The sequence below is a fragment of the Streptococcus infantis genome, assembly GCF_047463275.1.
GTDB classification, from domain to species: Bacteria; Bacillota; Bacilli; order Lactobacillales; family Streptococcaceae; genus Streptococcus; species Streptococcus infantis_AF.
The window spans coordinates 174410-198392 of the sequence record NZ_JASHEE010000001.1; the positions used below are offsets into that span (position 1 = coordinate 174410).

A 23983-nucleotide genomic window follows, 5' to 3' on the forward strand; every position below is an offset into this window, starting at 1 on the left:
TTCATTGAAATTATAGCTCTGATTTGATATGATAAGACTATGACAAAAAAGAGATTACCCCAGAATAAAGTAAAGAAGAAAAACAATAAAAAACTTGGCATTTTTGTCTTGCTTTTGTTTTTCACAATGATAGCACTCGGTAGTGTGATTGGCTATAAAGTGCTGAACAAGCAAGCCTTTGAACAGAAAATTGAGAGTCTCAAGAAAGAAAAAGATGATGCTTACTCACAGGGAAGTCAAAAAGAGCATTTCCGCAAAGAGAAATCAGAAATCATCACCTATTATCCACTAGTCGGGGACAGCCCTATCTCCTCTGTCAAGGATCTTATCGTAAAAGATATCACTGACAAAGTAGAAGGTAAAGAACAGTTGATTTTTTATTACTCAGAAAAAGGGGAATCCTCTTTAACTGGGATTGAAAATCGATTGATTAAAAAACAAGCTTATGATTTGGCGAATTCGAATGTCGTCGAATTAGAAAATACTACTTTGGATCAGTTATATCTAAAAGAAGATGGTTCCGTCTTTACGCTAGACCAACTATTCACAGATGCAAGCAAAGCCAAGGAAAAATTACTCGAAGACCTTAAGTCGACCCTTCAGGATAAAAAAGTCGAGCAATCAGTGGTTGATCAAGTTTCAGCTGATTTATCAGAAGCAGAATTATCAACTTTGAAGTTTGCCTATAAAGATAGCCAATTAGTTCTTTATCCAGTCAAAGCAACTAATAATGTAGAAGAAATAGCAATGCCTATTTCAGATTTCTTTGATTTTATTCAGACATCCTATCTAACAGAAAAAGATGTTGAACTTTATAAAAAAGTTCAAGCAGAAAAACATAAAAAAGTGGTAGCTCTGACATTTGATGATGGTCCTGATGGTAATACAACACCACAAGCCCTGGATATCTTAGCTAAGTACAAAATCAAAGCAACCTTCTTTGTCCAAGGAAAAAATATTGCCGGCAATGAAGCTATCCTCAAACGTATGCAGGCTGAAGGACACGAAGTCGGAAATCATAGTTGGAACCATCCAGTTTTAACACAACTCTCATTAGAGGATGCTAAGAAACAAATTACAGATACAGAAGATGCTATTAAAAGTGTCCTTGGGAAAAGCTCAAAATTAATGCGTCCGCCATATGGTGCTATTTCAGACGATATTCGTAATAGCCTTGATTTGAGCTTTATTATGTGGGATGTCGATAGTTTGGACTGGAAGAGTAAAAATGAAGCAGCGATTCTGACAGAAGTCCAACGTCAAACGACTGATGGATCTATCATCCTCATTCACGATATCCATCAAACATCTGTTAACTCATTGCCAAAAGTCATTGAATATCTGCAAGGACAAGGCTATAGCTTTGTTACAGTCTCTGAATTGCTAGGTAACCATGTAAAACCACATGAAATTTACTATTCTCGTAACCAATAGTTGGAGTTAATTCAACTAAAAGAAAAAATAAAAAAAGATTATTTTTATCTTGACAAGTAGGGAAAAACTTGATATCATATACAAGATGAGAAAAGCAGAAGTGAGAACTTCTCGCCTTGCGACTAACGTTGTCTGGCCCCTACAGATCAAGTTTCAGAAATGAAATATAATCATGTAGTGCGGATTTGCGTTAGCAAGTCCGCTCTTGTTTTTCTCTAAACTAAAAAAAGAGGTGAAAACCATAGCAAAGCAAGACTTATTCATCAATGATGAAATTCGTGTACGCGAAGTTCGCTTAATCGGTCTTGAAGGTGAGCAATTGGGTATCAAACCACTAAGCGAAGCGCAAGCACTTGCGGATGAAGCTAATGTGGACTTGGTTCTCATTCAACCTCAAGCTAAACCTCCTGTTGCGAAAATTATGGACTACGGTAAGTTCAAATTTGAGTACCAGAAGAAGCAAAAAGAGCAACGCAAAAAACAAAGCGTTGTGACCGTGAAAGAAGTTCGTTTGAGCCCAGTTATCGACAAGGGTGACTTCGAAACTAAACTTCGCAATGCTCGCAAGTTCCTTGAAAAAGGAAACAAAGTAAAGGTATCTATTCGCTTTAAGGGACGTATGATTACCCATAAAGAGATTGGTGCAAAAGTTTTAGCCGACTTCGCTGAAGCAACTCAAGATATTGCTATCATCGAACAACGTGCTAAAATGGATGGTCGTCAAATGTTCATGCAGTTGGCCCCAGCAACTGACAAGAAATAATCTGTCAGAAAGTTAAAAAAAGGAGAAAATATCATGCCAAAACAAAAAACACACCGCGCATCAGCTAAACGTTTCAAACGTACAGGTTCTGGTGGACTTAAACGTTTCCGTGCTTACACTTCTCACCGTTTCCACGGAAAAACTAAGAAACAACGTCGTCATCTTCGTAAAGCATCTATGGTGCATTCAGGAGATTTCAAACGTATCAAAGCAATGCTTACTCGCTTGAAATAATCGCGTATTTGTAAGTTAACAATTCTAGGAAATATTGGAGGAAATATAAATGGCACGTGTTAAAGGTGGCGTTGTATCACGCAAACGTCGTAAACGTATTTTAAAATTAGCAAAAGGTTACTATGGAGCTAAACACATCTTGTTCCGTACTGCAAAAGAACAAGTAATGAACTCTTACTACTATGCATACCGTGACCGTCGTCAAAAGAAACGTGACTTCCGCAAATTGTGGATCACACGTATCAATGCGGCAGCTCGTATGAACGGACTTTCATACTCACAATTGATGCATGGTTTGAAATTGGCTGAGATCGAAGTTAACCGTAAAATGCTTGCTGACTTGGCTGTTAACGATGCAGCAGCTTTCACAGCTCTTGCAGATGCAGCAAAAGCAAAACTTGGTAAATAATTATTCATAAGACTGGTGCAAGTTTGTTCCAGTCTTTTTTAAACAAAGGAGAAAAGATGACTTCAAAAATGTTACATACTTGCTTGCGAGTAGAAAATCTTGAAAAATCAATTGCTTTTTATCAAGATGCTTTTGGATTTAAGGAATTGCGTCGTCTGGACTTCCCAGAACACGCTTTTACCATTGTTTATCTAGGTCTTGATGGTGATGATTATGAATTGGAGTTGACTTACAACTACGATCATGGGCCTTATGTTGTAGGTGACGGTTTTGCTCACATCGCTCTAAGCACACCTGACCTTGAGGCTCTTCATAAAGAACATAGCGACAAGGGCTACGAAGTGACAAATCCAAATGGACTTCCAGGAACACAGCCAAACTATTACTTTGTTAAAGATCCAGATGGATACAAGGTAGAAGTGATTCGTGAAAAATAATAAAAACTCCTCATTTTTCAAATTGAGCGAGACAATCTCACCTGTCTCAGAAAAACTTGATAGGGAGTAGTGTAGGTCATTTATGTTAGTTTCTTTCAGACAAATGTGTGCGTTTATCTGAGACTAACATAGATGGCTTTTTCTGTCTAGCTTAATCTGACAAATTGGGATATAATAAAAATAATTAAACAAATTAGTGGGAGAAAAAGATGTCAGACCAAAATCCAAAAGTAGAACTAAACAAAGAAGAAGATAAACTAATTGTAGAAAATAATTCAGTGGAAGATATGAAGAATGGTCCAAAAGCAGTCAAGAAACCTTCGGCTCTTCTATCTTTCTCATTTTATTTGGCACTTACCTATATTCTTCTATTTATATCTATTGCTTTAGTTACTGCTCCATGGGGAATTTTATTCTTGATTTTTCTAGGTCCTAATTTAATTGCATACGTTATAGCAACTTTTTTAACTTGGATAGGAATCAAGAAAGTAAATAAAACTGTCTTATACACGAGTGCGGGATCTTATTTGCTCTCAGGACTTTTAGCATTCGACCCGGATTGGCAGATGTTTAGGGTTTTCCCTTATCTCTCACTAGTCCTAGTTCTAATCGGGATATTTTTAACGAAAGATACAAGTAACTAAGTTAAAAAAGCTAGGCGCAACTCTTCTTCGAACTTATTTCATATCATAAAACCATAGTCTTTAAGGCAGTGGTTTTTTAGTTTAATGATTAGAAAGAAATTGTGTTTCTATTTTCTAAAATGGTATAATAGAAAAAGAAAAAGGGAGGTGAGAAAGAATGATTGCCCAACTGGATACGAAAACTGTCTATAGTTTCATGGAGAGTATGGTTTCAATCAAGAGATATGTCAGCCTTGGAAAAGAATATGGCTATTCATCACTTGGAATCATGGATGAAGATAATCTCTATGGAGCCTATTATTTTATCAAAGAATGCCAAAAACAAGGAATTCAGCCTTTATTAGGCCTTGAGATGACAGTTCATCATAAAGATGAATGGATCAATCTACGCTTTTTAGCCCTGTCAAACCGAGGTTATCAAAACCTGATGAAGCTGTCGTCTCTAAAGATGACAGGTAAAAAAGAATGGACTGATTTCTCTTCCTACCTTGAAGATATTTGTGTCATTGTTCCTTACTATCCTGAAATTGATTCCTTGGACTTAGGGCATGACTACTATATAGGAGTGTATCCAGATACAGCTCAATCGAATTTTTCTCACCCCATTCTCCCTCTTTATCGTGTTAACTCTTTCGAGTCTGAAGATTTAGAAGCTCTACAGATGCTTAAAGCGATTAAAGAGAACGTGACCTTGAGAGAGGTTGATGTCCAATCTCAACAGGGCTTGTTTTTGCCTGCTGAACGTCTTGAACAGGTTTTTCTAGAGAAGTTCCCAATCGCACTGGATAATCTTGCAAGATTGGTCAAGGATACTTCCTACGAGATTGATAGTAGTCTCAAGCTTCCACGTTTCAATCCAGAGAGACCTGCTGTTGAAGAACTTCGGGAAAGAGTTATCAAGGGCTTGAAGCAAAAAGGCTTACTAGATTCAATCTATCAGGAACGTTTAGAAGAAGAACTGTCTGTGATTCATGATATGGGATTCGATGACTATTTCTTGGTTGTCTGGGACCTTTTACGTTTTGGTCGTTCTCAAGGTTATTATATGGGAATGGGACGCGGATCCGCAGTTGGAAGTTTAGTGGCCTACGCTTTAGATATCACTGGAATTGATCCTGTAGCTAAAAATCTTATCTTTGAACGCTTTTTGAATCGTGAACGTTACACCATGCCAGATATCGATATTGATATTCCAGATATCTATCGCCCTGAGTTTATTCGTTATGTTCGTGACCGTTATGGTAGTATCCATGCTGCGCAGATTGTCACTTACTCGACCTTTGGAGCCAAGCAAGCCATCCGAGATATCTTCAAGCGTTATGGTGTTCCTGAGTATGAGTTGACAACTATTACAAAAAAAATAGGCTCTAAAGATACTCTAACGACAGCCTATGAAGGAAATCTTGGTTTTAGACAACTCATTCAGAGTAAGATTGAGTACCAAAAGGCTTTCTCTATTGCCAAAAAGATTGAAGGTTATCCACGACAGACTTCTATCCATGCAGCTGGTGTCGTTATCAGTGATAAAAATCTAACAGATTATATCCCTCTCAAGTATGGAGAGGATATGCTGATTACCCAATATGATGCGCATGGAGTTGAAGGAAATGGCCTGCTCAAGATGGATTTCTTGGGTCTACGAAACTTAACCTTCGCTCAAAAAATGCAGGAGCTCTTATATGAAACTCAAGGTATTTCACTAAGAATTGAGGATATTGATCTTGAAGATAAGGCAACCTTAGCCCTCTTTGCAGCTGGGAAGACCAAGGGAATCTTTCAGTTTGAACAACCTGGAGCCATACGCTTATTGAAACGCGTGAAACCACAAAATTTTGAAGAAGTAGTGGCGACGACTTCCTTGAACCGACCAGGAGCGAGCGACTATATAGATAACTTTGTTGCCAGAAAACATGGTAAAGAAAAGGTTACGGTTCTGGATCCTGTGCTAGAAGATATCTTAGCTCCGACTTATGGTATTATGCTCTACCAAGAGCAGGTCATGCAAGTAGCTCAGCGTTACGCTGGTTTTAGCCTCGGGAAAGCCGATATGTTACGTCGTGCGATGGGGAAAAAGAATGCGGCTGAGATGCACCGAATGGAGGAGAGTTTTATCCAAGGGGCCCTCGAAAAAGGGCATGGACAAAAACAGGCTCAAGAAGTTTTTGCCGTGATGGAAAAATTTGCCGGTTATGGTTTTAACCGTTCGCACGCTTATGCTTATGCTGCCTTAGCCTTTCAGCTTGCCTACTTTAAAACACATTTTCCAGCAATCTTCTATCAGGTCATGCTCAATTATGCCAGTGGGGATTATATCCTAGATGCGCTTGAAATGGGCTTTGAATTAGCTCCGCTTTCTATCAATACGGTTCCATATCAAGATAAACTAGCAGATAAGACAATTCATCTAGGACTTAAGAGTATCAAGGGAATGCCTCGTGATTTTGCCTACTGGATTATCGAGCATCGTCCATTTAGCAGTGTTGAAGATTTTATCACACGATTACCCAAAAATTATCAAAAGATTAGCCTCTTAACCCCTTTAGTGGAAGTAGGTCTTTTTGATGGATTTGATAAAAATCGTCAAAAAATCTTAACCAATCTACCAACACTATTTATCTTTGTAGAAGAATTAGGTAGCCTCTTTGCGGATTCTAGCTATAGTTGGACAGATACAGAGGACTTTTCAAATATTGAAAAATTCCAAAAAGAGCAGGATTGGTTAGGTGTTGGAATTAGCCAACACCCATTGCTGGTTTTAGCGAAGAATCCTTTGTATCCAATTGTGAGTTTATCTGAGCTTTCCGAGGGGCAGACAGCTACAGTGCTCGTTGAAATTCAGTCTATCCGAGTGATTCGAACTAAAAAAGGTGAAAACATGGCCTTTTTGAAAGTTACTGATAGTAAAACAAGTCTGGAGGTCACTGTTTTTTCTGAACAGTACCGCCAATTTAAAAATCTTTTGCACGAAGGAAGTTTCTATTACCTGAATGGGAAAGTTCAGGCTAGGGACGGACGTCTTCAATTAGTTTTAAACAATTTAAAAGAGGCAGTGAGTGAGCGTTTTTGGATTCAAGTTCCCAATCATGACCACGATTCTGAAATTTATCATATTTTAGATCAGTACAAGGGACAAATTCCTGTGATCATTCGTTATGAAAATGAACAAAAAAATATTCTTTTGCCTGGTTATTTAGTTGCAAAAGACGCTGGCTTACAAGAATCTTTAAAACAGATTGTCATGAAAACGATTTATCGTTAAAAATCAATGAAAATAAAAGAATTTTAACTTTAAATATGGTATAATCAGTTAGAATGTTAAAAGAAAAAGGAGCAAAACCAAATGAAACGTATTGCTGTTTTGACTAGTGGTGGGGACGCCCCTGGTATGAATGCTGCCATTCGTGCAGTTGTTCGTCAAGCAATTTCAGAAGGAATGGAAGTTTTTGGTATCTATGATGGATACGCTGGTATGGTTGCTGGTGAAATTTATCCACTTGATGCTGCTTCAGTAGGAGACATCATTTCACGTGGTGGTACTTTCCTTCACTCAGCTCGTTACCCTGAGTTTGCAAAACTCGAAGGTCAACTTAAAGGGATTGAGCAATTGAAAAAACACGGTATCGAAGGTGTCGTGGTTATCGGTGGAGACGGTTCTTATCATGGAGCTATGCGCTTGACTGAGCATGGATTCCCTGCTATTGGACTTCCAGGAACAATCGATAACGATATCGTAGGTACTGATTTCACAATCGGATTTGATACTGCTGTTACGACTGCAATGGATGCGATCGATAAGATTCGCGATACATCATCAAGTCACCGTCGTACTTTCGTAGTTGAAGTAATGGGACGTAACGCTGGAGATATCGCTCTTTGGGCAGGTATCGCAACTGGTGCTGACGAAATCATCATCCCTGAAGAAGATTTCAAATTTGAAGATATCGTAGCAAGCATCAAAACTGGTTATGAACACGGTAAAAAACACAACATTATTGTTTTGGCAGAAGGCGTTATGTCAGCGGCTGAATTTGGTCAAAAACTAAAAGAAGCTGGAGATACAAGCGACCTTCGTGTAACTGAACTTGGTCACATCCAACGTGGTGGTTCACCAACAGCCCGTGACCGTGTATTGGCGTCACGTATGGGTGCACACGCTGTTAAACTCCTTAAACAAGGAATCGGTGGTGTCGCTGTCGGTATTCGTAACGAGAAAATGGTTGAAAATCCAATTCTTGGAACTGCAGAAGAGGGAGCTTTGTTTAGTTTGACAGCTGATGGTAAGATCGTTGTTAATAACCCTCATAAAGCTGATATTGAACTCTCTGACTTGAACAAGAGCTTGTCATAATCAACTTTAACTAATCTGGTAAAATGACCATAAAAGGTCGAATTATATAAAGGAGTCACAAAATCATGAACAAACGTGTAAAAATCGTTGCAACTTTGGGTCCTGCGGTAGAAATCCGTGGTGAAAAAAAATTCGGTGAAGATGGATACTGGGGTGAAAAACTTGACGTTGAAGCTTCAGCTAAAAACATTGCTAAATTGATTGAAGCAGGAGCTAACACTTTCCGTTTCAACTTCTCACACGGTGACCACCAAGAACAAGGTGAACGTATGGCAACTGTTAAACTTGCAGAAAAACTTGCAGGTAAAAAAGTTGGTTTCCTTCTTGATACTAAAGGACCAGAAATTCGTACTGAATTGTTCGAAGGTGAAGCTAAAGAGTATTCATACAAAACTGGTGAAAAAATCCGTGTTGCAACTAAACAAGGAATCAAATCAACTCGTGAAGTGATTGCTTTGAACGTTGCTGGTGCTCTTGACATCTATGATGACGTTGAAGTTGGTCGTCAAGTATTGGTTGACGATGGTAAACTTGGTCTTCGCGTTGTAGAAAAAGATGATGCAACTCGTGAATTTGTCGTTGAAGTTGAAAACGACGGTGTGATCGCTAAACAAAAAGGTGTGAACATCCCTAACACTAAAATTCCTTTCCCAGCTCTTGCTGAACGTGATAACGACGATATTCGTTTCGGTTTGGAACAAGGTATTAACTTTATTGCTATCTCATTCGTACGTACTGCAAAAGACGTAAACGAAGTTCGTGCAATCTGTGAAGAAACTGGTAACGGTCACGTTCAATTGTTTGCAAAAATCGAAAACCAACAAGGTATCGATAACTTGGATGAAATCATTGAAGCTGCTGACGGTATCATGATTGCTCGTGGTGACATGGGTATCGAAGTACCATTCGAAATGGTTCCAGTTTACCAAAAAATGATCATCACTAAAGTGAATGCAGCAGGTAAAGTTGTTATCACAGCAACAAACATGCTTGAAACAATGACTGAAAAACCACGTGCAACTCGTTCAGAAGTATCAGACGTATTTAACGCTGTTATCGACGGAACTGACGCTACAATGCTTTCAGGTGAGTCTGCAAACGGTAAATACCCACTTGAGTCAGTAACAACAATGGCTACAATTGACAAGAACGCTCAAACTCTTCTTAACGAATATGGACGTTTGAACTCAGATACTTTCGAACGTAACTCTAAGACAGAAGTTATGGCTTCAGCTGTTAAAGATGCTACTAACTCAATGAATATCAAATTGGTTGTAACATTGACTAAGACTGGTCACACAGCTCGTTTGATTTCTAAATACCGTCCAAATGCTGATATCTTGGCATTGACATTCGACGAATTGACAGAGCGTGGATTGATGTTGAACTGGGGTGTTATCCCAATGTTGACTGAAGCTCCATCATCAACTGATGATATGTTCGAAATCGCTGAACGTAAAGCAGTTGAAGCAGGTCTTGTAGAATCTGGTGACGATATCGTTATCGTTGCAGGTGTGCCACTTGGCGAAGCTGTTCGTACAAACACAATGCGTATCCGTACAGTACGTTAATCTAACATTAAAAACCTATCATATCAGGCTTTACAGCTTGTATGATAGGTCTTTTTTGTTTCATAAGGTCTAGGGCCCTATTTGTTTAAGAAAAGAAAAAACTCTCTGGAAAACCAGAGAGTGTGAGAGGCATCTCCATGTGAGAAACTGGTTCACACAATTTCTCAAGGTCCGCTCCTGCGTTATGACCTCCTTTGCGCAATTGTAGCTTTCGCTACATATCGACTCATCGCAGACTTTATTCTACTATAGAGATAATACTTTGTCAAGAAAAAAACAGCTCCTTAAATAGGAACTGATGAATTGATGCTAATTGCCGGGATCGAACCGGCGACCTCATCCTTACCATGGATGCGCTCTGCCTACTGAGCTAAATCAGCTTACTTTGAAAGTATACTATAGATTTAAGCTTTTGTCAATATGCTAATTAGTATGGTAACTCATTGGAAAAGCCCAAGTAATAAACTTGGGCTTGTGAAAATATGCCTATTGTAATTGCTCTCTCTTTTTATCTGGGTTCCAAACAAAACTTGCAACAAAGGTAAAGAGGATTGTCAAAATTCCGATTATAATTGCTAGAATCAAGGCGGGGATACGGATGAGCCACCACAGTGGATTTGGTTTTTTATTGTTGTGCCACTGTTTTGTTTCCTCATCCAGGCGTTGAAATTCAGATTGGATGCGGTCTGCAACCATCTCAATTCCCTCATCATTCATCTTTTTAATATCTGAGATATCAATCGGATTTCCGAAGTTCATATCAATACGTTCACGGCTGACAAGCCCTTTTAGAGTCATAGGACCAGTATAGGTAACAGGCATGATCCGAACCTTAGCCATCTTCGCAATTAGAGCAACACCACCCTTAACATCGTTAGAATGACGGCTACCACTAGGAAACATAATCAGTGAGCGATTGCTCTTTTTAAGAACATTAATTGGATATTTGATAGCAGAAGAACCTGGGTTATCACGGTCGATAGGGAAAGCACCACACATGCGAATCCACCAACCAAAGATGCGATTTGAAAAGAGTTCTTTTTTTGCCATAAAGACAAATTGCTTTGGTTTTGTTGCAAAAGCCATATAGACTGGATCCCACCAGGTACGATGTGGGGCCACAAGGATATAGTTTTCATCTAAATTTGGAATTTTTTCAGTATTGTGAAAGTGAGCATTTCCATTGATTGACCATAGAATCAACATAACCAGCCCACGCAGATAAGTGTAAAACATGATGTCTCCTTCAGTTTTCTTTCTTTTATTATACCTTATCATACTAGGACAGGCAAATGTTTTTTGTTTAGGCGGAATAGCTTTTTATATGAAATTAGAAATATTCAAAAAAAAATGATATGATAGAGTTTATGGATAAAAATAAAATGTTGGGATTAAGCCAATCAGAAGTAAAAGAACGTCAGAAACAGGGACAGGTCAATGATTTCCAAGCTTCAGCTAGTACTAGTACATGGCAGATTGTAAAGCGAAATGTCTTTACTTTATTCAATGCTCTAAACTTTGCCATCGCCTTAGCACTCGCTTTTGTTCAAGCATGGAGCAACTTGGTCTTCTTTGCCGTTATCTGTTTTAATGCTTTTTCAGGGATTGTTACCGAGCTACGAGCCAAACATATGGTTGATAAACTCAACCTCTTGAATAAAGAAAAGATTACGACTATTCGTGATGGACAAGAGATTGCTTTGGATCCTGAAGAACTTGTTTTGGATGACGTGATTCGCTTATCAGCAGGAGATCAGATTCCAAGTGATGCGATTGTGTTAGAAGGTTTTGCAGAAGTCAATGAAGCTATGTTAACGGGTGAGAGCGACTTGGTGCAAAAAGAAGTAGAAGACTTAATGTTGTCGGGTAGCTTTCTTGCAAGTGGGTCTGTCCTCGCTCAGGTACATCATGTTGGAGCGGATAACTATGCTGCTAAACTCATGCTTGAAGCCAAGACAGTGAAGCCAATTAACTCACGTATCATGAAATCGCTAGACCAGTTAGCCGGCTTTACTGGGAAAATTATCATTCCTTTTGGTATTGCTCTCTTGCTTGAAGCCTTGGTCTTAAAAGGTCTGCCACTGAAGTCTTCTGTAGTGAATTCTTCTACAGCTCTTTTAGGAATGTTGCCTAAGGGAATTGCCCTTTTGACCATTACCTCTCTTTTAACCGCTGTTATCAAGCTAGGTTTGAAGAAGGTCTTGGTGCAGGAGATGTATTCTGTTGAAACCCTTGCACGCGTGGATATGCTTTGTTTGGATAAAACAGGGACCATCACTCAAGGGAAGATGCAGGTTGAGACTGTCCTTCCGCTGACCCAGGCTTATGACAAGGATGCTATTGCAAAAATACTAACCAGCTATATGGCACACAGTGAGGATAAAAATCCAACTGCCCAAGCTATTCGAAAGCGTTTTGCGGGAGAGGTAGCCTATCCGATGATTTCTAGTCTTCCATTTTCTAGTGATCGAAAATGGGGAGCAATGGAGTTGGAAGGTCTAGGAACTGTTTTTCTAGGCGCACCGGAGATGTTGTTGGATGCTGAAGTTCCTGAGGCTAGAGAAGCTCTTGAACGAGGATCTCGTGTCTTGGTATTAGCGCTCAGTCAAGAAAAACTTGACCATCACAAGCCACAAAAGCCATCTGATATTCAGGCTTTGGCTTTGCTTGAGATTCTTGATCCGATCCGAGAAGGGGCAGCTGAAACTTTAGACTATCTTCGTTCTCAGGAAGTGGGATTGAAAATTATCTCTGGTGATAATCCAGTCACTGTTTCAAGTATTGCCCAAAAAGCAGGTTTTGCAGATTATCATAGCTATGTAGATTGTTCAAAAATCACGGACGAGGAATTGATTGCCATGGCTGAGGAGACAGCGATTTTTGGACGTGTCTCGCCTCATCAAAAGAAACTAATCATACAAACTCTGAAAAAAGCAGGTCATACCACTGCCATGACAGGAGATGGTGTCAATGATATCCTTGCTCTTCGTGAGGCAGACTGTTCCATCGTTATGGCTGAAGGAGACCCAGCAACTCGTCAGATTGCAAATCTGGTCCTCTTGAATTCAGATTTCAATGATGTTCCTGAGATTCTCTTTGAAGGTCGTCGTGTGGTCAATAATATTGCCCACATTGCTCCGATTTTCTTGATTAAGACAATCTATTCCTTCTTGCTTGCAGTCATCTGTATTGCAAGTGCTTTGTTGGGACGTACTGAATGGATATTAATTTTCCCATTCATTCCCATTCAGATTACCATGATTGACCAGTTTGTGGAAGGATTCCCACCGTTTGTATTAACTTTTGAACGAAATATTAAGCCAGTCGAACAAAACTTCCTCAGAAAATCCATGCTTCGAGCTTTACCAAGTGCCTTGATGGTAGTCTTTAGCGTTCTATTTATTAAAATTTTTGGAACCAGTCAAGGTTGGTCAGCCATTGAAATTTCAACACTTCTGTATTATCTACTGGCATCGATTGGTTTCATGTCTGTAGTTAGAGCTTGTTTGCCATTTAGTCTGTGGCGTGTGCTCTTGATTATTTGGTCAGTTGGTGGCTTCCTTGGAACAGCTCTATTTCCAAGAATTCAAAAATTGCTTGAAATTTCAACACTGACAGGACAAACATTACCTGTCTATGGCATTATGATGGTCATATTTGCTGTCATTTTCATCCTGACAAATCGTTATCAAGTTAAAAGATAAAGAAAGACTGCAATCCGTGATTGCGGTCTTTTTTAGGTGGAGGATTGCTAGCTAAAATATGGTATAATAAAGGGAAATAGACTTTTGGAAAGTGAGAGAAGATGATTTCAAAGAGATTAGAAATGGTGGCTTCTTTTGTACCTCAAGGAGCTGTTCTACTAGATGTCGGGAGCGACCATGCTTATTTACCGATTGAATTAGTTGAAAAGGGTCATATCGAACGTGCTATTGCAGGAGAAGTTGTAGAAGGTCCCTATCAATCTGCAGTTACAAATGTTGAAAGTCATGGTTTGACTGAGAAAATTCAGGTTCGTTTAGCCAATGGTTTGGCTGCTTTTGAAGAAAGTGACCAGGTCTCTGTCATCACTATTGCTGGAATGGGTGGTCGTTTGATTGCTACGATTTTGGAAGAGGGATTAGGTAAACTAGCCAATGTTGAGCGTTTGATTCTCCAACCAAATAACCGAGAAGACGAGTTGCGTAGCTGGTTACAGGAGCATGGATTCCAGATTGTAGCCGAAAGCATTTTAGAGGAAGCTGGCAAATTTTACGAGATTCTAGTAGTGGAAGCTGGAGAAATGAATTTATCAGCAAGTGACACCCGTTTTGGTCCTTTTCTATCTAAAGAACTTAGCTCCGTATTTGTCCAAAAGTGGCAAAGAGAAGCAAGTAAGCTCGAATTTGCCCTTAGTCAAATTCCAGAAAAAAATCATGAAGAACGTCAAGTTTTAGTAGATAAAATTCAAGCCATCAAGGAGGTGCTCCATGAAAGCAAGTGAAGTGATTAAGCGTTATGAAACCTATTGTCCTCAAGAATTTTCTATGGAAGGCGATAATCGTGGACTGCAGATTGGTACCCTAGACAAAGAAATCAAAAAGGTCATGGTCGCCCTCGATATTCGTGAAGAAACAGTGGCAGAAGCTATTGAAAAGGGTGTAGATTTGATTATCGTTAAGCACGCGCCTATCTTCCGTCCGATAAAGGACTTGGTAGCTAGTCGCCCTCAAAATCAGATTTATATCGACCTCATCAAGCACGACATTGCAGTCTACGTCAGCCATACCAATATTGATATTGTTGAAAACGGCCTTAATGACTGGTTCTGCAAACTATTGGATATTAAGGATACAACTTTTCTACAGGAAACAGGTACTGAACGTGGCATCGGGCGTATTGGCAATATTAAACCTCAAACGTTTGAAGAATTTGCTAGTCATGTTAAGGAAGTATTTGGTCTAGATAGTCTTCGTATGGTGTATTATAAAGAGACTGATTTGCAAAAAACAATCTCAAGAGTAGCTATTTGTGGTGGCAGTGGGCAGTCTTTCTACTCTGATGCTTTAGCAAAAGGAGCTCATGTCTACATTACTGGTGACATCTATTACCACACTGCCCAAGATATGTTGTCAGACGGCTTGTTGGCTCTGGATCCAGGCCACTATATTGAAGTTTTCTTTGTTGAAAAAATTGCAGCGTTCCTGAACGAATGGAAGGAAGAGAATGCTTGGTCTCTAGAGGTTATCGCAAGTCAAGCGTCCACCAATCCATTCCATCATATCTAGTTAGAAGGTAAAGACTATGAAAAAAGTTGCCATTGTAGGGGCAGGAATTGTAGGAGCAACGGCTGCCTACTATCTTTCTAAGGAAGCTGATATCGAAGTAACTGTTTTTGATTTTGGACACGGCCAAGCAACCAAGGCCGCGGCAGGAATTATTAGTCCCTGGTTTTCTAAACGACGCAATAAGGCTTGGTATAAGATGGCGCGCCTAGGAGCTGATTTCTATGTAGATTTATTAGCTGACCTAGAAAAATCGGGTCAAAAAGTTGATTTTTACCAAGGTTCTGGTGTCTTTCTTCTTAAAAATGATGACTCTAGGCTAGAGGAACTCTATCAACTAGCCTTGCAACGTAGAGATGAATCTCCCTTGATTGGAGAATTAGCCATTTTGGACCAAGCGACTGCTAGTAACCTATTTCCCGGTCTAGAGGGATTTGAACGTTTACTCTATGCTTCTGGTGGAGCTCGAGTAGATGGGCAACTCCTAGTGACTCGCTTACTGGGAGCCAGTCAAGTGAAGGTCATAAATAAAGAGGTCAGTCTAACCCCCCTATCATCGGGCTATCAGATAGACAATCAAATGTTTGACCAAGTCATCTTATCCACAGGAGCTTGGCTTGGCCACATCTTAGAGCCCTTAGGATATGAGGTAGACGTTCGTCCTCAAAAGGGGCAACTCCGAGATTACCAAGTGCCACAAGACATGGGAGCTTACCCTGTAGTTATGCCGGAAGGTGAGTGGGATTTGATACCATTTCCGGGCGGTAAATTATCTCTAGGAGCTACCCATGAAAATGACATGGGATTTGACCTAGTAGTTGATGAGAATTTGCTCCAACAAATGGCTGAAGCAGCAAGTTCGTTTTATCCTAGCTTAAAAGATGCAATGATAAGTGGTGAACGTGTGGGGATTCGTGCTTATACGAGTGATTTTTCGCCGTTTTTCGGACAAGTGCCAAACTTGTCAGGAGTATTTGTTGCGAGTGGATTAGGCTCGTCAGGATTGACAACTGGACCTATTATAGGCTATCACCTAGCCCAAATGCTTCAAGGGGAAAGTGGAGTCTTGGATCCAGCGGATTATCCGACTGAAAGATATATTAAAGAGAAATAATCGTAAACTTTTTACCTAGTTTTTACGATAGGATTAGGATAGCAAATGACTTTCCCTATCAAAAATGGTAAAATGAAAAAAATAATTCAAGAATAGAGGAAAAATGATGCAAGAAAAGATTTTGGTAACAGGTGGAGCAGGTTTTATCGGAACTCACACTGTGATCGAACTGGTCCAAGCTGGACATCAAGTTGTCGTGGTGGATAACTTGGTCAACAGTAGCCGTAAAAGTCTTGAAGTAGTCGAAAGAATCACTGGGGTAGAGATTCCTTTCTACGAAGCAGATATTCGTGACACAGATACACTTCGCGATATTTTCAAACATGAAGAGCCAACAGGTGTGATTCATTTTGCTGGTTTGAAGGCAGTTGGTGAGTCAACTCGTATCCCTCTTGCCTACTATGATAACAATATTGCCGGTACAGTTAGCCTTTTGAAGGCAATGGAAGAAAACAACTGTAAGAACATTATCTTCAGTTCTTCAGCAACAGTTTATGGAGATCCACATACTGTTCCAATCCTAGAAGATTTCCCACTCTCAGCTACCAACCCTTATGGCCGTACCAAGCTTATGCTGGAAGAAATCTTGACAGATATCCATAAAGCAGATTCAGAGTGGAACGTTGTCTTACTTCGTTACTTCAACCCAATTGGAGCGCATGAGAGTGGTGACCTAGGAGAAAATCCAAACGGCATTCCAAATAACCTTCTACCGTATGTAACACAAGTCGCAGTTGGTAAGTTAGAACAAGTTCAAGTCTTCGGAGATGACTACGATACTGAAGATGGAACAGGTGTTCGTGACTATATCCACGTCGTTGACCTAGCAAAAGGACACGTTGCCGCCCTTAAGAAGCTTCAAAAAAGCTCTGGACTTAATGTGTATAACCTTGGTACTGGAAAAGGCTACTCAGTTCTTGAAATTATCCAAAATATGGAAAAAGCTGTTGGGCGCCCAATTCCATACCGTATCGTTGAACGTCGCCCAGGTGATATCGCAGCTTGCTACTCAGACCCAGCAAAAGCTAAGGAAGAGCTCGGATGGGAAGCTGGACTTGGTATTACAGAAATGTGTGAAGATGCATGGCGTTGGCAAAGTAAGCATCCAAATGGATTTGAAGACTAATCGTTTGATTAAACAAAAAAGAGGAAGTAATTCCTCTTTTTTTATAACTTTATATGTGGTTGAAATAAAAAATTTGATAAGTGCTTAAGTGATAGAAAAATGTCTTAAAAGAACAGTTTATTGATTATTGAAATGCTGGAACAAATAAAAGTAAAATTGTATAAAAATAGCTAGCAAAAGACTATAATTTTCTAGAAAAATATGCTAAACTAGAGAGAGTGGAAATTAGAGATCGATGTTCCACCAAATTTTAAGATTCATCTATAATCAGAGCACGAGTAGGGCAATTTTTAACGGCTTCTAAAATGTCGTCGTTGCAAGCAATTTCTCGCTCTAATTGCTCAGATTCATCGTAAAAACGGACGATGCCATTATCATGGTAATCAAATAATTCTGAATAAGTTTGGCAGAGCCCACAAGCGATGCAACGTTCAGGTATAAGTCTAATCTTCATATTTATATTGTAATAAGAAAGTAAAAAAAACTCAAGGAGTAAGGTATGGAAAAGGAACCGTGGCAAGAAGATATTTATGAAAACCAAGAAGAGGAATCAAGAACAGAGCGTCGTCAACGAAACAAAAAAGGCTCAGGTGTCATTGCCAATCGTGTTTTAACTGTTTTGGCTGTTCTTTTCTTTGTCATTGTTGTTGGGATGATAGTTGTATTAGTCTACTTGTCATCGGGTGGAAGCGACCGTACTTCAGCTCTGAAAGATTTTTATGATTCTTCAGCTCCAAAAGTAGAAGAAGTTACAACAGTAGCTACAACTACTCAGTCAACAGAGACAACTGAAGCAGAAACAAACCAACAAGAGCACACAGAGGCGCATACTGACTCTGAAGGAACTATTACAGTCATGGCAGGAGAAGGGGAAGCAGCCATTGCAGCTCGTGCTGGAATCTCTATTGCTCAACTTGAAGCCTTGAATCCTGGTCATATGTCTTCAGGAACTTGGTTTGCAAATCCTGGTGATGTCCTTAAGACAAGATAGGAGTTACAATGAAAACAATTCAGATTGCTATTGATGGGCCAGCTTCCAGTGGTAAAAGTACAGTAGCTAAGATTATTGCTAAGGACTTTGGCTATACTTATCTGGATACGGGCGCTATGTATCGTGCGGCGACTTACATCGCATTGAGAAACCAAATTAGCCCAGATGAGCCATCCCAACTTCTTGAATTATTGGAACAATACCCGATTAGTTTTGGCCGCGCTGAAACAGGAGAACAGCTTGTTTTTGTTGGAGATGTTGATGTAACAAATCCAATCCGAGAAAATGAAGTAACCAATGCTGTTTCTGCTTTTGCAGCGATTCCAGCTGTTCGTGAAAAATTAGTAGCCCTTCAGCAAGAAATTGCACGACAAGGTGGTATCGTTATGGATGGCCGCGATATTGGAACAGTTGTCTTGCCTCAGGCTGAATTGAAGATTTTTCTAGTAGCATCTGTAGATGAGCGTGCGGAACGTCGTTACAAGGAAAATCTTTCAAAGGGAATCGAAACAGATTTGGAAACTTTGAAAGAAGAGATTGCTGCGCGTGATTATAAAGATAGTCATCGTGAAACTTCACCTCTCAAGCAAGCTGAGGATGCAATCTATTTGGATACGACTGGCCTCTCTATTTTAGAAGTTGTTGAAAAAATTAAATCAGAAGCTCAAAAACATTTATAAGAACTATAAAAACGATGAACTGAATTTCGGTTTGTCGTTTTTTTATCATAATTTGTCAAATAGTCTGTTTTAAGGTATAATAGTTGCTGTTGAAGAAAATTTGACATTCAAATAATCATAAATTTTTTAAGGAGATAACATGAGTCAATTACCAAATTGCCCAAAATGTAATTCAGAATATGTATATGAAGATGGCGCACTTCTAGTTTGTCCAGAATGTGCTTACGAGTGGAATCCTGCTGAACAAGCAGAAGTTGAAGAAGGCATTGTTGCTATTGATGCAAATGGTAACAAATTAGCTGATGGAGATACAGTAACCTTGATTAAAGATTTGAAGGTTAAAGGAGCGCCAAAAGATCTTAAGCAAGGTACACGCGTTAAAAACATTCGTATTGTAGAGGGTGACCACAACATCGATTGTAAGATTGATGGTTTTGGAGCTATGAAGCTTAAGTCAGAATTTGTGAAGAAGATTTAATCATGATTAAAAATGAAAAAGTAATATTTTATAGTCGTATCTTTTTATTTATAGCAGCCTTTACCGGTGTATACTTGGAGATTACCAAGCGTGGTGGTTTAGGGATGTTACTCTACTATACAGTCCTTTCTAACCTTCTGGTTGTAATCTTTACAGGCTATCTTTTGATAAAGATGCGTAGTGGCGGTGATAGTTGGCAGAGTCCTGGTATTCTACGTCTCAAAGGTGGCGTCACTATGAGTATTATGATTACTTGTGTCATCTATCATTTCATGCTAGCTCCCTTGACGACAGATTTTTACCGTTTGGAAAATTTCCTTTGTCATTATATTGTCCCTCTCTGGTTTTTAGCAGATACAATTATTTTTGATAAGAGTCGTCAATATAAGTTAGTTGATCCCATGCTTTGGACTAGCCTTCCTTTGCTTTATATGATTTTTGCCCTCTTAAACGGTTTTGTTCTAAAGATGGATGTCCCTAATGCTAAGGATAGTCCCTTCCCTTATTTCTTTTTGAATGCTACAAAACATGGTTGGGGCTTTGTCTTTAAATGGGCAGCAACTATCTTTGTTGCCTACATGGTTTCAGGATATCTCTTTTATCTTGTGAAAAGTATAAAAAAATCTAAGAAATAAAAGTACCCAATGTGGGTGCTTTTTTTGTGATAGAGATAATTGTACCCGGACAAATCAATTTATTTTATCTTGTTATGCAGTCTTTTATACCTTACAATAAAACTGTAGCTACCAATACAACTATTGAGGATGAAAAAAATGACTGAAAATCGTTATGAATTAAATAAGAATTTAGCACAGATGCTTAAGGGTGGCGTCATCATGGATGTTCAAAATCCTGAACAGGCAAGAATTGCTGAGGCTGCAGGTGCGGCAGCAGTTATGGCTTTGGAACGAATCCCAGCTGATATTCGTGCAGCGGGTGGTGTCTCTCGCATGAGTGATCCAAAGATGATTAAGGAAATCCAAGAAGCGGTCAGCATTCCAGTTATGGCTAAGGTTCGAATTGGGCATTTTGTTGAAGCTCAGATTTTAGAAGCTATCGAGATTGACTATATTGATGAGAGCGAAGTTCTATCTCCAGCTGACGATCGTTTCCATGTGGACAAGAAAGAATTTCAAGTTCCTTTTGTTTGTGGTGCTAAAGACCTAGGAGAAGCCTTGCGCCGTATCGCTGAAGGAGCTTCTATGATTCGTACAAAAGGGGAACCAGGAACAGGAGACATCGTTCAGGCGGTTCGTCATATGCGTATGATGAATCAAGAAATTCGCCGCATTCAAAACCTCCGTGAGGACGAGTTATATGTTGCTGCCAAGGACTTGCAAGTACCTGTAGAATTAGTTCAATACGTCCACGAACATGGGAAATTACCAGTTGTTAACTTTGCAGCTGGAGGGGTTGCAACACCAGCGGACGCTGCTCTTATGATGCAGCTAGGTGCAGAAGGTGTGTTTGTTGGTTCAGGGATTTTTAAGTCAGGTGATCCTGTTAAACGTGCGGCAGCAATTGTCAAGGCTGTTACCAATTATCAGAATCCTCAAATTCTGGCTCAAATCTCGGAAGACTTGGGAGAAGCCATGGTTGGTATCAATGAGAATGAAATCCAAATTCTCATGGCTGAGCGAGGAAAATAGATGAAAATCGGAATCTTGGCCTTGCAAGGTGCCTTTGTAGAACACGAGAAAATGCTTGCTCAACTAGGAGTTGAAAGTATTGAACTGCGAAACCTAGAAGATTTTCAACAACATCGAAGTGAGCTATCAGGTTTGATTTTGCCAGGTGGTGAGTCAACGGCCATGGGGAAACTGTTGCGAGATCAGCAGATGCTAATTCCTCTAAGAGAGGCTATTCTCAATGGTTTACCAGTCTTTGGTACTTGTGCGGGTTTAATTTTGCTAGCAAAACAAATCACTTCTAAAGAGGAAAGCCATCTAGCGACTATGGACATAGTAGTAGAGCGCAATGCCTATGGACGTCAGCTAGGAAGCTTTTATACAGAATCTGACTGTAAGGGCGTTGGTAAGATTCCTATGACCTTTATTCGTGGCCCGATCATCAGTAGTGTCGGTGAGGAGGTTGATATTTTAGCAATTGTGAACAATCAAATCGTTGCGGCTCAAGAAAAAAATATGCTGGTAACCTCCTTTCATCCTGAATTGACAAAAGATCTTCGTTTGCATCAGTACTTTATGAATATGTGTAAATAAAAAAAGAGGTTGGGATTTTTCCCACCTTCTTTTTTACATGTAATAAACAATAGCAATATATTGGAGAGCAGAGGCTGCTAGGATAAAGAGATGCCAAATCATATGGAAGTATGGTTTCTTTTTAGCGTAGAATCCAGCGCCAACTGTATAGCAAAGGCCACCTGATACCATAAGACTCCAAAACATTGGACTTGTCTGACTGATGATTGCTGGTAAGATAGCCAATACAAGCCATCCCATGATGAGGTAAAGGATGAGACTGAATTTTTCATTGACCTTCTTGGCAAAGATTTTATAAAGAATACCGAAAATAGTTGTTCCCCACTGAATGGCGATAATCAGATAACCAAACCAGTTATTCATCAGGGTTAAAACCACTGGTGTATAAGAACCTGCAATGGCAACATAAATCATAGAATGGTCGATGATACGAAGCACGTACTTATGAGTGGAACCATAAGCCATAGAATGATAAATAGTCGATGAAAGGAACATGAGAAAGAGGCTGATGACGAAGATGGACACACCGACAGACGATAAAAATCCATGAGCTTCATAACTATAAGTCGATGAGATAGGGAGCAAAATCAGCATGATAAATGCTCCTACAGCATGGGTGACACTGTTGGCAATTTCTTCTCCCAAACTAAGTCGTTTACTAAGTTTGAAACTAGTATTCATTTGTTTCCTCCTCTTCGGTTTCTGTATAGACTAATGCAAGTGTTTGATGATAGAGTTTGACCGTTTGGCAGCTTGCCTGGATAATGGGATTAGCTGGATCAATATCTTCATTCATATAGTCCACAAAAGCATTGTAAAGTTCTTCTGAATTAGTGTCTGTGTGTAGGGTATTAAGGGTTTGAGCAATTTCTTGGATAGAAAAAACAGACTTGAGAGTGGTAATAGCAATCAATCGTGCGATTTGTTTGCGTTGGTATTTTTTCTTTTCAGGTTTACTGATATAACCGTGTTTGACATAGTTGTTCACCATGGATGCTGTCAAACCTTTCTCCTTGTCAGGAGAGGCAGGAGGACAGATTTGATTGACATAAAGCAGAACCTGGTCCAGATAGAGATTGATACTTGGAATTTCTTCCCATTTTGGATAGGAAAAAGTGGGATTCATTTTCAACTCCTTTTTATCTAGTTTTAATAACTAGATTATAAAATATTAGAAATAATAAGTCAAGTTTCAAGTGCTTGTAGAAAGAAATAATTTATGCTATGATGAGAGAAATAGTATGAAAAGAGGATAAATGATGGAGATTCGCTTAGCCTTTCCAAACGAAGTTGATGCAATTATGCAAGTGATTGAGGGAGCCAAGAAATGTTTGGCAGAAGCTGGTAGCACTCAGTGGCAAAACGGCTACCCAGATGCAGATACCATTATTGAAGATATCATCTCTGGTCAAGCTTATGTAGCCCTAGACGAAGGTGATCTCTTAGCCTATGCAGCAGTGACTAAGAGCCCCGAAAAAGCTTATGAAGCAATTTATGATGGTAACTGGGAGGGAAATGAAGCAGAATACTTAGTATTTCACCGTATTGCTGTTGCTAGAGATGTGCAAGGTCAAGGTGTTGCTCAGACCTTTTTAGAAGGTTTGATTGAAGGCTTCGATTACCTAGATTTTCGTTCAGATACGCACGCTAAAAACATAGCCATGCAGCATATCTTTGAAAAACTTGGCTTCAAACAGGTTGGTAAAGTTCCAGTAGACGGGGAACGCTTGGCCTATCAAAAATTAAAATCAAATGTCTAAGAAGTATGTAAAAATGCTATACAAGTCACCGATTGGCCCCCTATCTCTGGTAGCAGATGACCACTATTTGTTTGGGATATGGATTGAAGAAGAGAGCGATTTTGAGAAGGGATTATCTGAAAATGATGCAACTGTTGTTGAGAGTCATCCCATTTTAAATCAAATTACTTCCTATTTAGAGACTTATTTTAAGGGGCAAGATCAAGACTTATCTGGATTACCTTTAGCTCCTGTCGGTAGTGACTTTGAAAAAAGAGTCTGGAACTACTTGCGAGGAATTCCTCTTGGTCAGACAGTTACTTATGGGCAAATAGCTAAGGACTTGCAGGTGCCTTCTGCTCAAGCAATCGGAGGAGCAGTAGGTCGCAATCCCTGGTCTATCCTTGTACCCTGTCACCGTGTGTTAGGTGCTGGAGGACGTCTGACAGGATATGCTTGGGGGCTTGAAAAGAAGGCTTGGCTCTTGAGGCATGAAGGTGCAAGTTATCAAGAAAATAAAAAATAGAAA

At 39.6% G+C, this 23983-nt stretch carries 26 protein-coding genes, 1 tRNA gene and 1 other annotated feature; of the genes, 22 read left to right on the forward strand and 5 right to left on the reverse strand.

Annotated elements, in window-relative coordinates; translation table 11 throughout:
* Positions 1-39 precede the first annotated feature (39 nt).
* The 9 genes from pgdA to pyk all read left to right on the forward strand — a co-directional run bounded on the left by pgdA (position 40) and on the right by pyk (position 9840).
* The gene (gene pgdA, locus QM923_RS00895; RefSeq protein ID WP_414290524.1) at positions 40-1434 is read left to right on the forward strand and encodes a peptidoglycan-N-acetylglucosamine deacetylase PgdA; all 1395 of its coding nucleotides are present in this window, start codon (positions 40-42) and stop codon (positions 1432-1434) included.
* An 86-nt stretch (positions 1435-1520) separates the two neighbouring features.
* Positions 1521-1651, forward strand: a sequence feature (ribosomal protein L20 leader region).
* Between the two features lie 15 nt (positions 1652-1666).
* A complete protein-coding gene (infC, locus tag QM923_RS00900; protein ID WP_006149857.1) occupies positions 1667-2197 on the forward strand; it encodes a translation initiation factor IF-3 in 531 nt (176 codons plus the stop codon).
* A 33-nt stretch (positions 2198-2230) separates the two neighbouring features.
* Positions 2231-2431, forward strand: a complete 201-nt coding sequence (gene rpmI / locus QM923_RS00905; protein ID WP_001125942.1) for a 50S ribosomal protein L35 — start codon at positions 2231-2233, stop codon at positions 2429-2431.
* Positions 2432-2480: 49 nt separating this feature from the next.
* A complete protein-coding gene (gene rplT / locus QM923_RS00910; protein ID WP_000124834.1) occupies positions 2481-2840 on the forward strand; it encodes a 50S ribosomal protein L20 in 360 nt (119 codons plus the stop codon).
* A gap of 56 nt (positions 2841-2896) precedes the next feature.
* The gene (gloA, locus tag QM923_RS00915) at positions 2897-3277 is read left to right on the forward strand and encodes a lactoylglutathione lyase (RefSeq protein WP_414290525.1); all 381 of its coding nucleotides are present in this window, start codon (positions 2897-2899) and stop codon (positions 3275-3277) included.
* Between the two features lie 209 nt (positions 3278-3486).
* Positions 3487-3921, forward strand: coding sequence for a hypothetical protein (locus QM923_RS00920; protein WP_414290526.1), 435 nt, complete (start codon positions 3487-3489; stop codon positions 3919-3921).
* 157 nt (positions 3922-4078) lie between these two features.
* Positions 4079-7180, forward strand: coding sequence for a DNA polymerase III subunit alpha (locus QM923_RS00925; RefSeq protein ID WP_414290527.1), 3102 nt, complete (start codon positions 4079-4081; stop codon positions 7178-7180).
* Positions 7181-7261: 81 nt separating this feature from the next.
* Positions 7262-8269 (forward strand): 6-phosphofructokinase, encoded by a 1008-nt coding sequence (pfkA, locus tag QM923_RS00930; protein WP_414266106.1) that lies wholly within the window; start codon positions 7262-7264, stop codon positions 8267-8269.
* Positions 8270-8334: 65 nt separating this feature from the next.
* Entirely contained in the window at positions 8335-9840 is a 1506-nt protein-coding gene (gene pyk / locus QM923_RS00935; protein WP_414290528.1) for a pyruvate kinase, read from the forward strand.
* A 307-nt stretch (positions 9841-10147) separates the two neighbouring features.
* On the opposite strand, the gene QM923_RS00940 is transcribed toward pyk, so the two are convergent.
* Together QM923_RS00940 and QM923_RS00945 are read right to left on the reverse strand one after the other, a co-directional pair.
* Positions 10148-10220, reverse strand: a tRNA-Thr gene (locus QM923_RS00940).
* Between the two features lie 106 nt (positions 10221-10326).
* Positions 10327-11076 (reverse strand): lysophospholipid acyltransferase family protein, encoded by a 750-nt coding sequence (locus QM923_RS00945; RefSeq protein ID WP_414290529.1) that lies wholly within the window; start codon positions 11074-11076, stop codon positions 10327-10329.
* Positions 11077-11207: 131 nt separating this feature from the next.
* Here QM923_RS00945 and QM923_RS00950 point away from each other — a divergent pair, with 131 nt between their 5' ends.
* The 5 genes from QM923_RS00950 (at position 11208) to galE (ending at position 17344) form a co-directional block, all read left to right on the forward strand.
* Entirely contained in the window at positions 11208-13544 is a 2337-nt protein-coding gene (locus QM923_RS00950) for a cation-translocating P-type ATPase (protein WP_373075683.1), read from the forward strand.
* A 101-nt stretch (positions 13545-13645) separates the two neighbouring features.
* Complete coding sequence (locus tag QM923_RS00955; protein ID WP_414290530.1) at positions 13646-14323, forward strand: tRNA (adenine(22)-N(1))-methyltransferase; 678 nt, start codon at positions 13646-13648, stop codon at positions 14321-14323.
* Positions 14310-15107, forward strand: a complete 798-nt coding sequence (locus tag QM923_RS00960; RefSeq protein ID WP_414290531.1) for a Nif3-like dinuclear metal center hexameric protein — start codon at positions 14310-14312, stop codon at positions 15105-15107. Before QM923_RS00955 ends, QM923_RS00960 begins: the two co-directional genes overlap by 14 nt.
* A gap of 16 nt (positions 15108-15123) precedes the next feature.
* Positions 15124-16218, forward strand: a complete 1095-nt coding sequence (locus QM923_RS00965) for an NAD(P)/FAD-dependent oxidoreductase (protein ID WP_414290532.1) — start codon at positions 15124-15126, stop codon at positions 16216-16218.
* Positions 16219-16324: 106 nt separating this feature from the next.
* The gene (galE, locus tag QM923_RS00970) at positions 16325-17344 is read left to right on the forward strand and encodes a UDP-glucose 4-epimerase GalE (protein ID WP_414290763.1); all 1020 of its coding nucleotides are present in this window, start codon (positions 16325-16327) and stop codon (positions 17342-17344) included.
* A gap of 250 nt (positions 17345-17594) precedes the next feature.
* On the opposite strand, the gene QM923_RS00975 is transcribed toward galE, so the two are convergent.
* A complete protein-coding gene (locus QM923_RS00975; protein ID WP_006148835.1) occupies positions 17595-17798 on the reverse strand; it encodes a ferredoxin in 204 nt (67 codons plus the stop codon).
* Between the two features lie 45 nt (positions 17799-17843).
* On the opposite strand from QM923_RS00975, the gene QM923_RS00980 reads away from it, so the two are divergent.
* The 6 genes from QM923_RS00980 to pdxT all read left to right on the forward strand — a co-directional run bounded on the left by QM923_RS00980 (position 17844) and on the right by pdxT (position 21715).
* Positions 17844-18335 carry an SAG1386/EF1546 family surface-associated protein gene (locus QM923_RS00980; RefSeq protein ID WP_414290533.1) on the forward strand — a complete coding sequence of 164 codons (492 nt, stop codon included), beginning with the start codon at positions 17844-17846 and terminating at the stop codon, positions 18333-18335.
* Between the two features lie 8 nt (positions 18336-18343).
* Positions 18344-19015: a (d)CMP kinase gene (gene cmk / locus QM923_RS00985; protein WP_006152522.1), complete on the forward strand. Its 672-nt coding sequence runs from the start codon at positions 18344-18346 to the stop codon at positions 19013-19015.
* Positions 19016-19154: 139 nt separating this feature from the next.
* Positions 19155-19493 carry a zinc ribbon domain-containing protein YjdM gene (locus QM923_RS00990; RefSeq protein WP_004253903.1) on the forward strand — a complete coding sequence of 113 codons (339 nt, stop codon included), beginning with the start codon at positions 19155-19157 and terminating at the stop codon, positions 19491-19493.
* A 2-nt stretch (positions 19494-19495) separates the two neighbouring features.
* The gene (locus QM923_RS00995) at positions 19496-20128 is read left to right on the forward strand and encodes a Pr6Pr family membrane protein (protein WP_006153727.1); all 633 of its coding nucleotides are present in this window, start codon (positions 19496-19498) and stop codon (positions 20126-20128) included.
* Positions 20129-20266: 138 nt separating this feature from the next.
* The gene (gene pdxS / locus QM923_RS01000) at positions 20267-21142 is read left to right on the forward strand and encodes a pyridoxal 5'-phosphate synthase lyase subunit PdxS (protein ID WP_414290534.1); all 876 of its coding nucleotides are present in this window, start codon (positions 20267-20269) and stop codon (positions 21140-21142) included.
* A complete protein-coding gene (gene pdxT, locus QM923_RS01005) occupies positions 21143-21715 on the forward strand; it encodes a pyridoxal 5'-phosphate synthase glutaminase subunit PdxT (RefSeq protein ID WP_414290535.1) in 573 nt (190 codons plus the stop codon).
* Positions 21716-21748: 33 nt separating this feature from the next.
* Here pdxT and trhA read toward each other — a convergent pair whose 3' ends face one another.
* Together trhA and QM923_RS01015 are read right to left on the reverse strand one after the other, a co-directional pair.
* Positions 21749-22396 (reverse strand): PAQR family membrane homeostasis protein TrhA, encoded by a 648-nt coding sequence (gene trhA / locus QM923_RS01010; RefSeq protein ID WP_414290536.1) that lies wholly within the window; start codon positions 22394-22396, stop codon positions 21749-21751.
* Positions 22386-22841 carry a DUF1836 domain-containing protein gene (locus QM923_RS01015; RefSeq protein WP_414290537.1) on the reverse strand — a complete coding sequence of 152 codons (456 nt, stop codon included), beginning with the start codon at positions 22839-22841 and terminating at the stop codon, positions 22386-22388. The genes trhA and QM923_RS01015 overlap by 11 nt, the downstream gene beginning before the upstream one ends.
* Before the next feature lie 133 nt (positions 22842-22974).
* On the opposite strand from QM923_RS01015, the gene QM923_RS01020 reads away from it, so the two are divergent.
* Positions 22975-23475, forward strand: coding sequence for a GNAT family N-acetyltransferase (locus tag QM923_RS01020; protein ID WP_414290764.1), 501 nt, complete (start codon positions 22975-22977; stop codon positions 23473-23475).
* Positions 23468-23980 (forward strand): methylated-DNA--[protein]-cysteine S-methyltransferase, encoded by a 513-nt coding sequence (locus QM923_RS01025; protein ID WP_414290538.1) that lies wholly within the window; start codon positions 23468-23470, stop codon positions 23978-23980. Before QM923_RS01020 ends, QM923_RS01025 begins: the two co-directional genes overlap by 8 nt.
* The last annotated feature ends 3 nt before the right edge of the window (positions 23981-23983 follow it).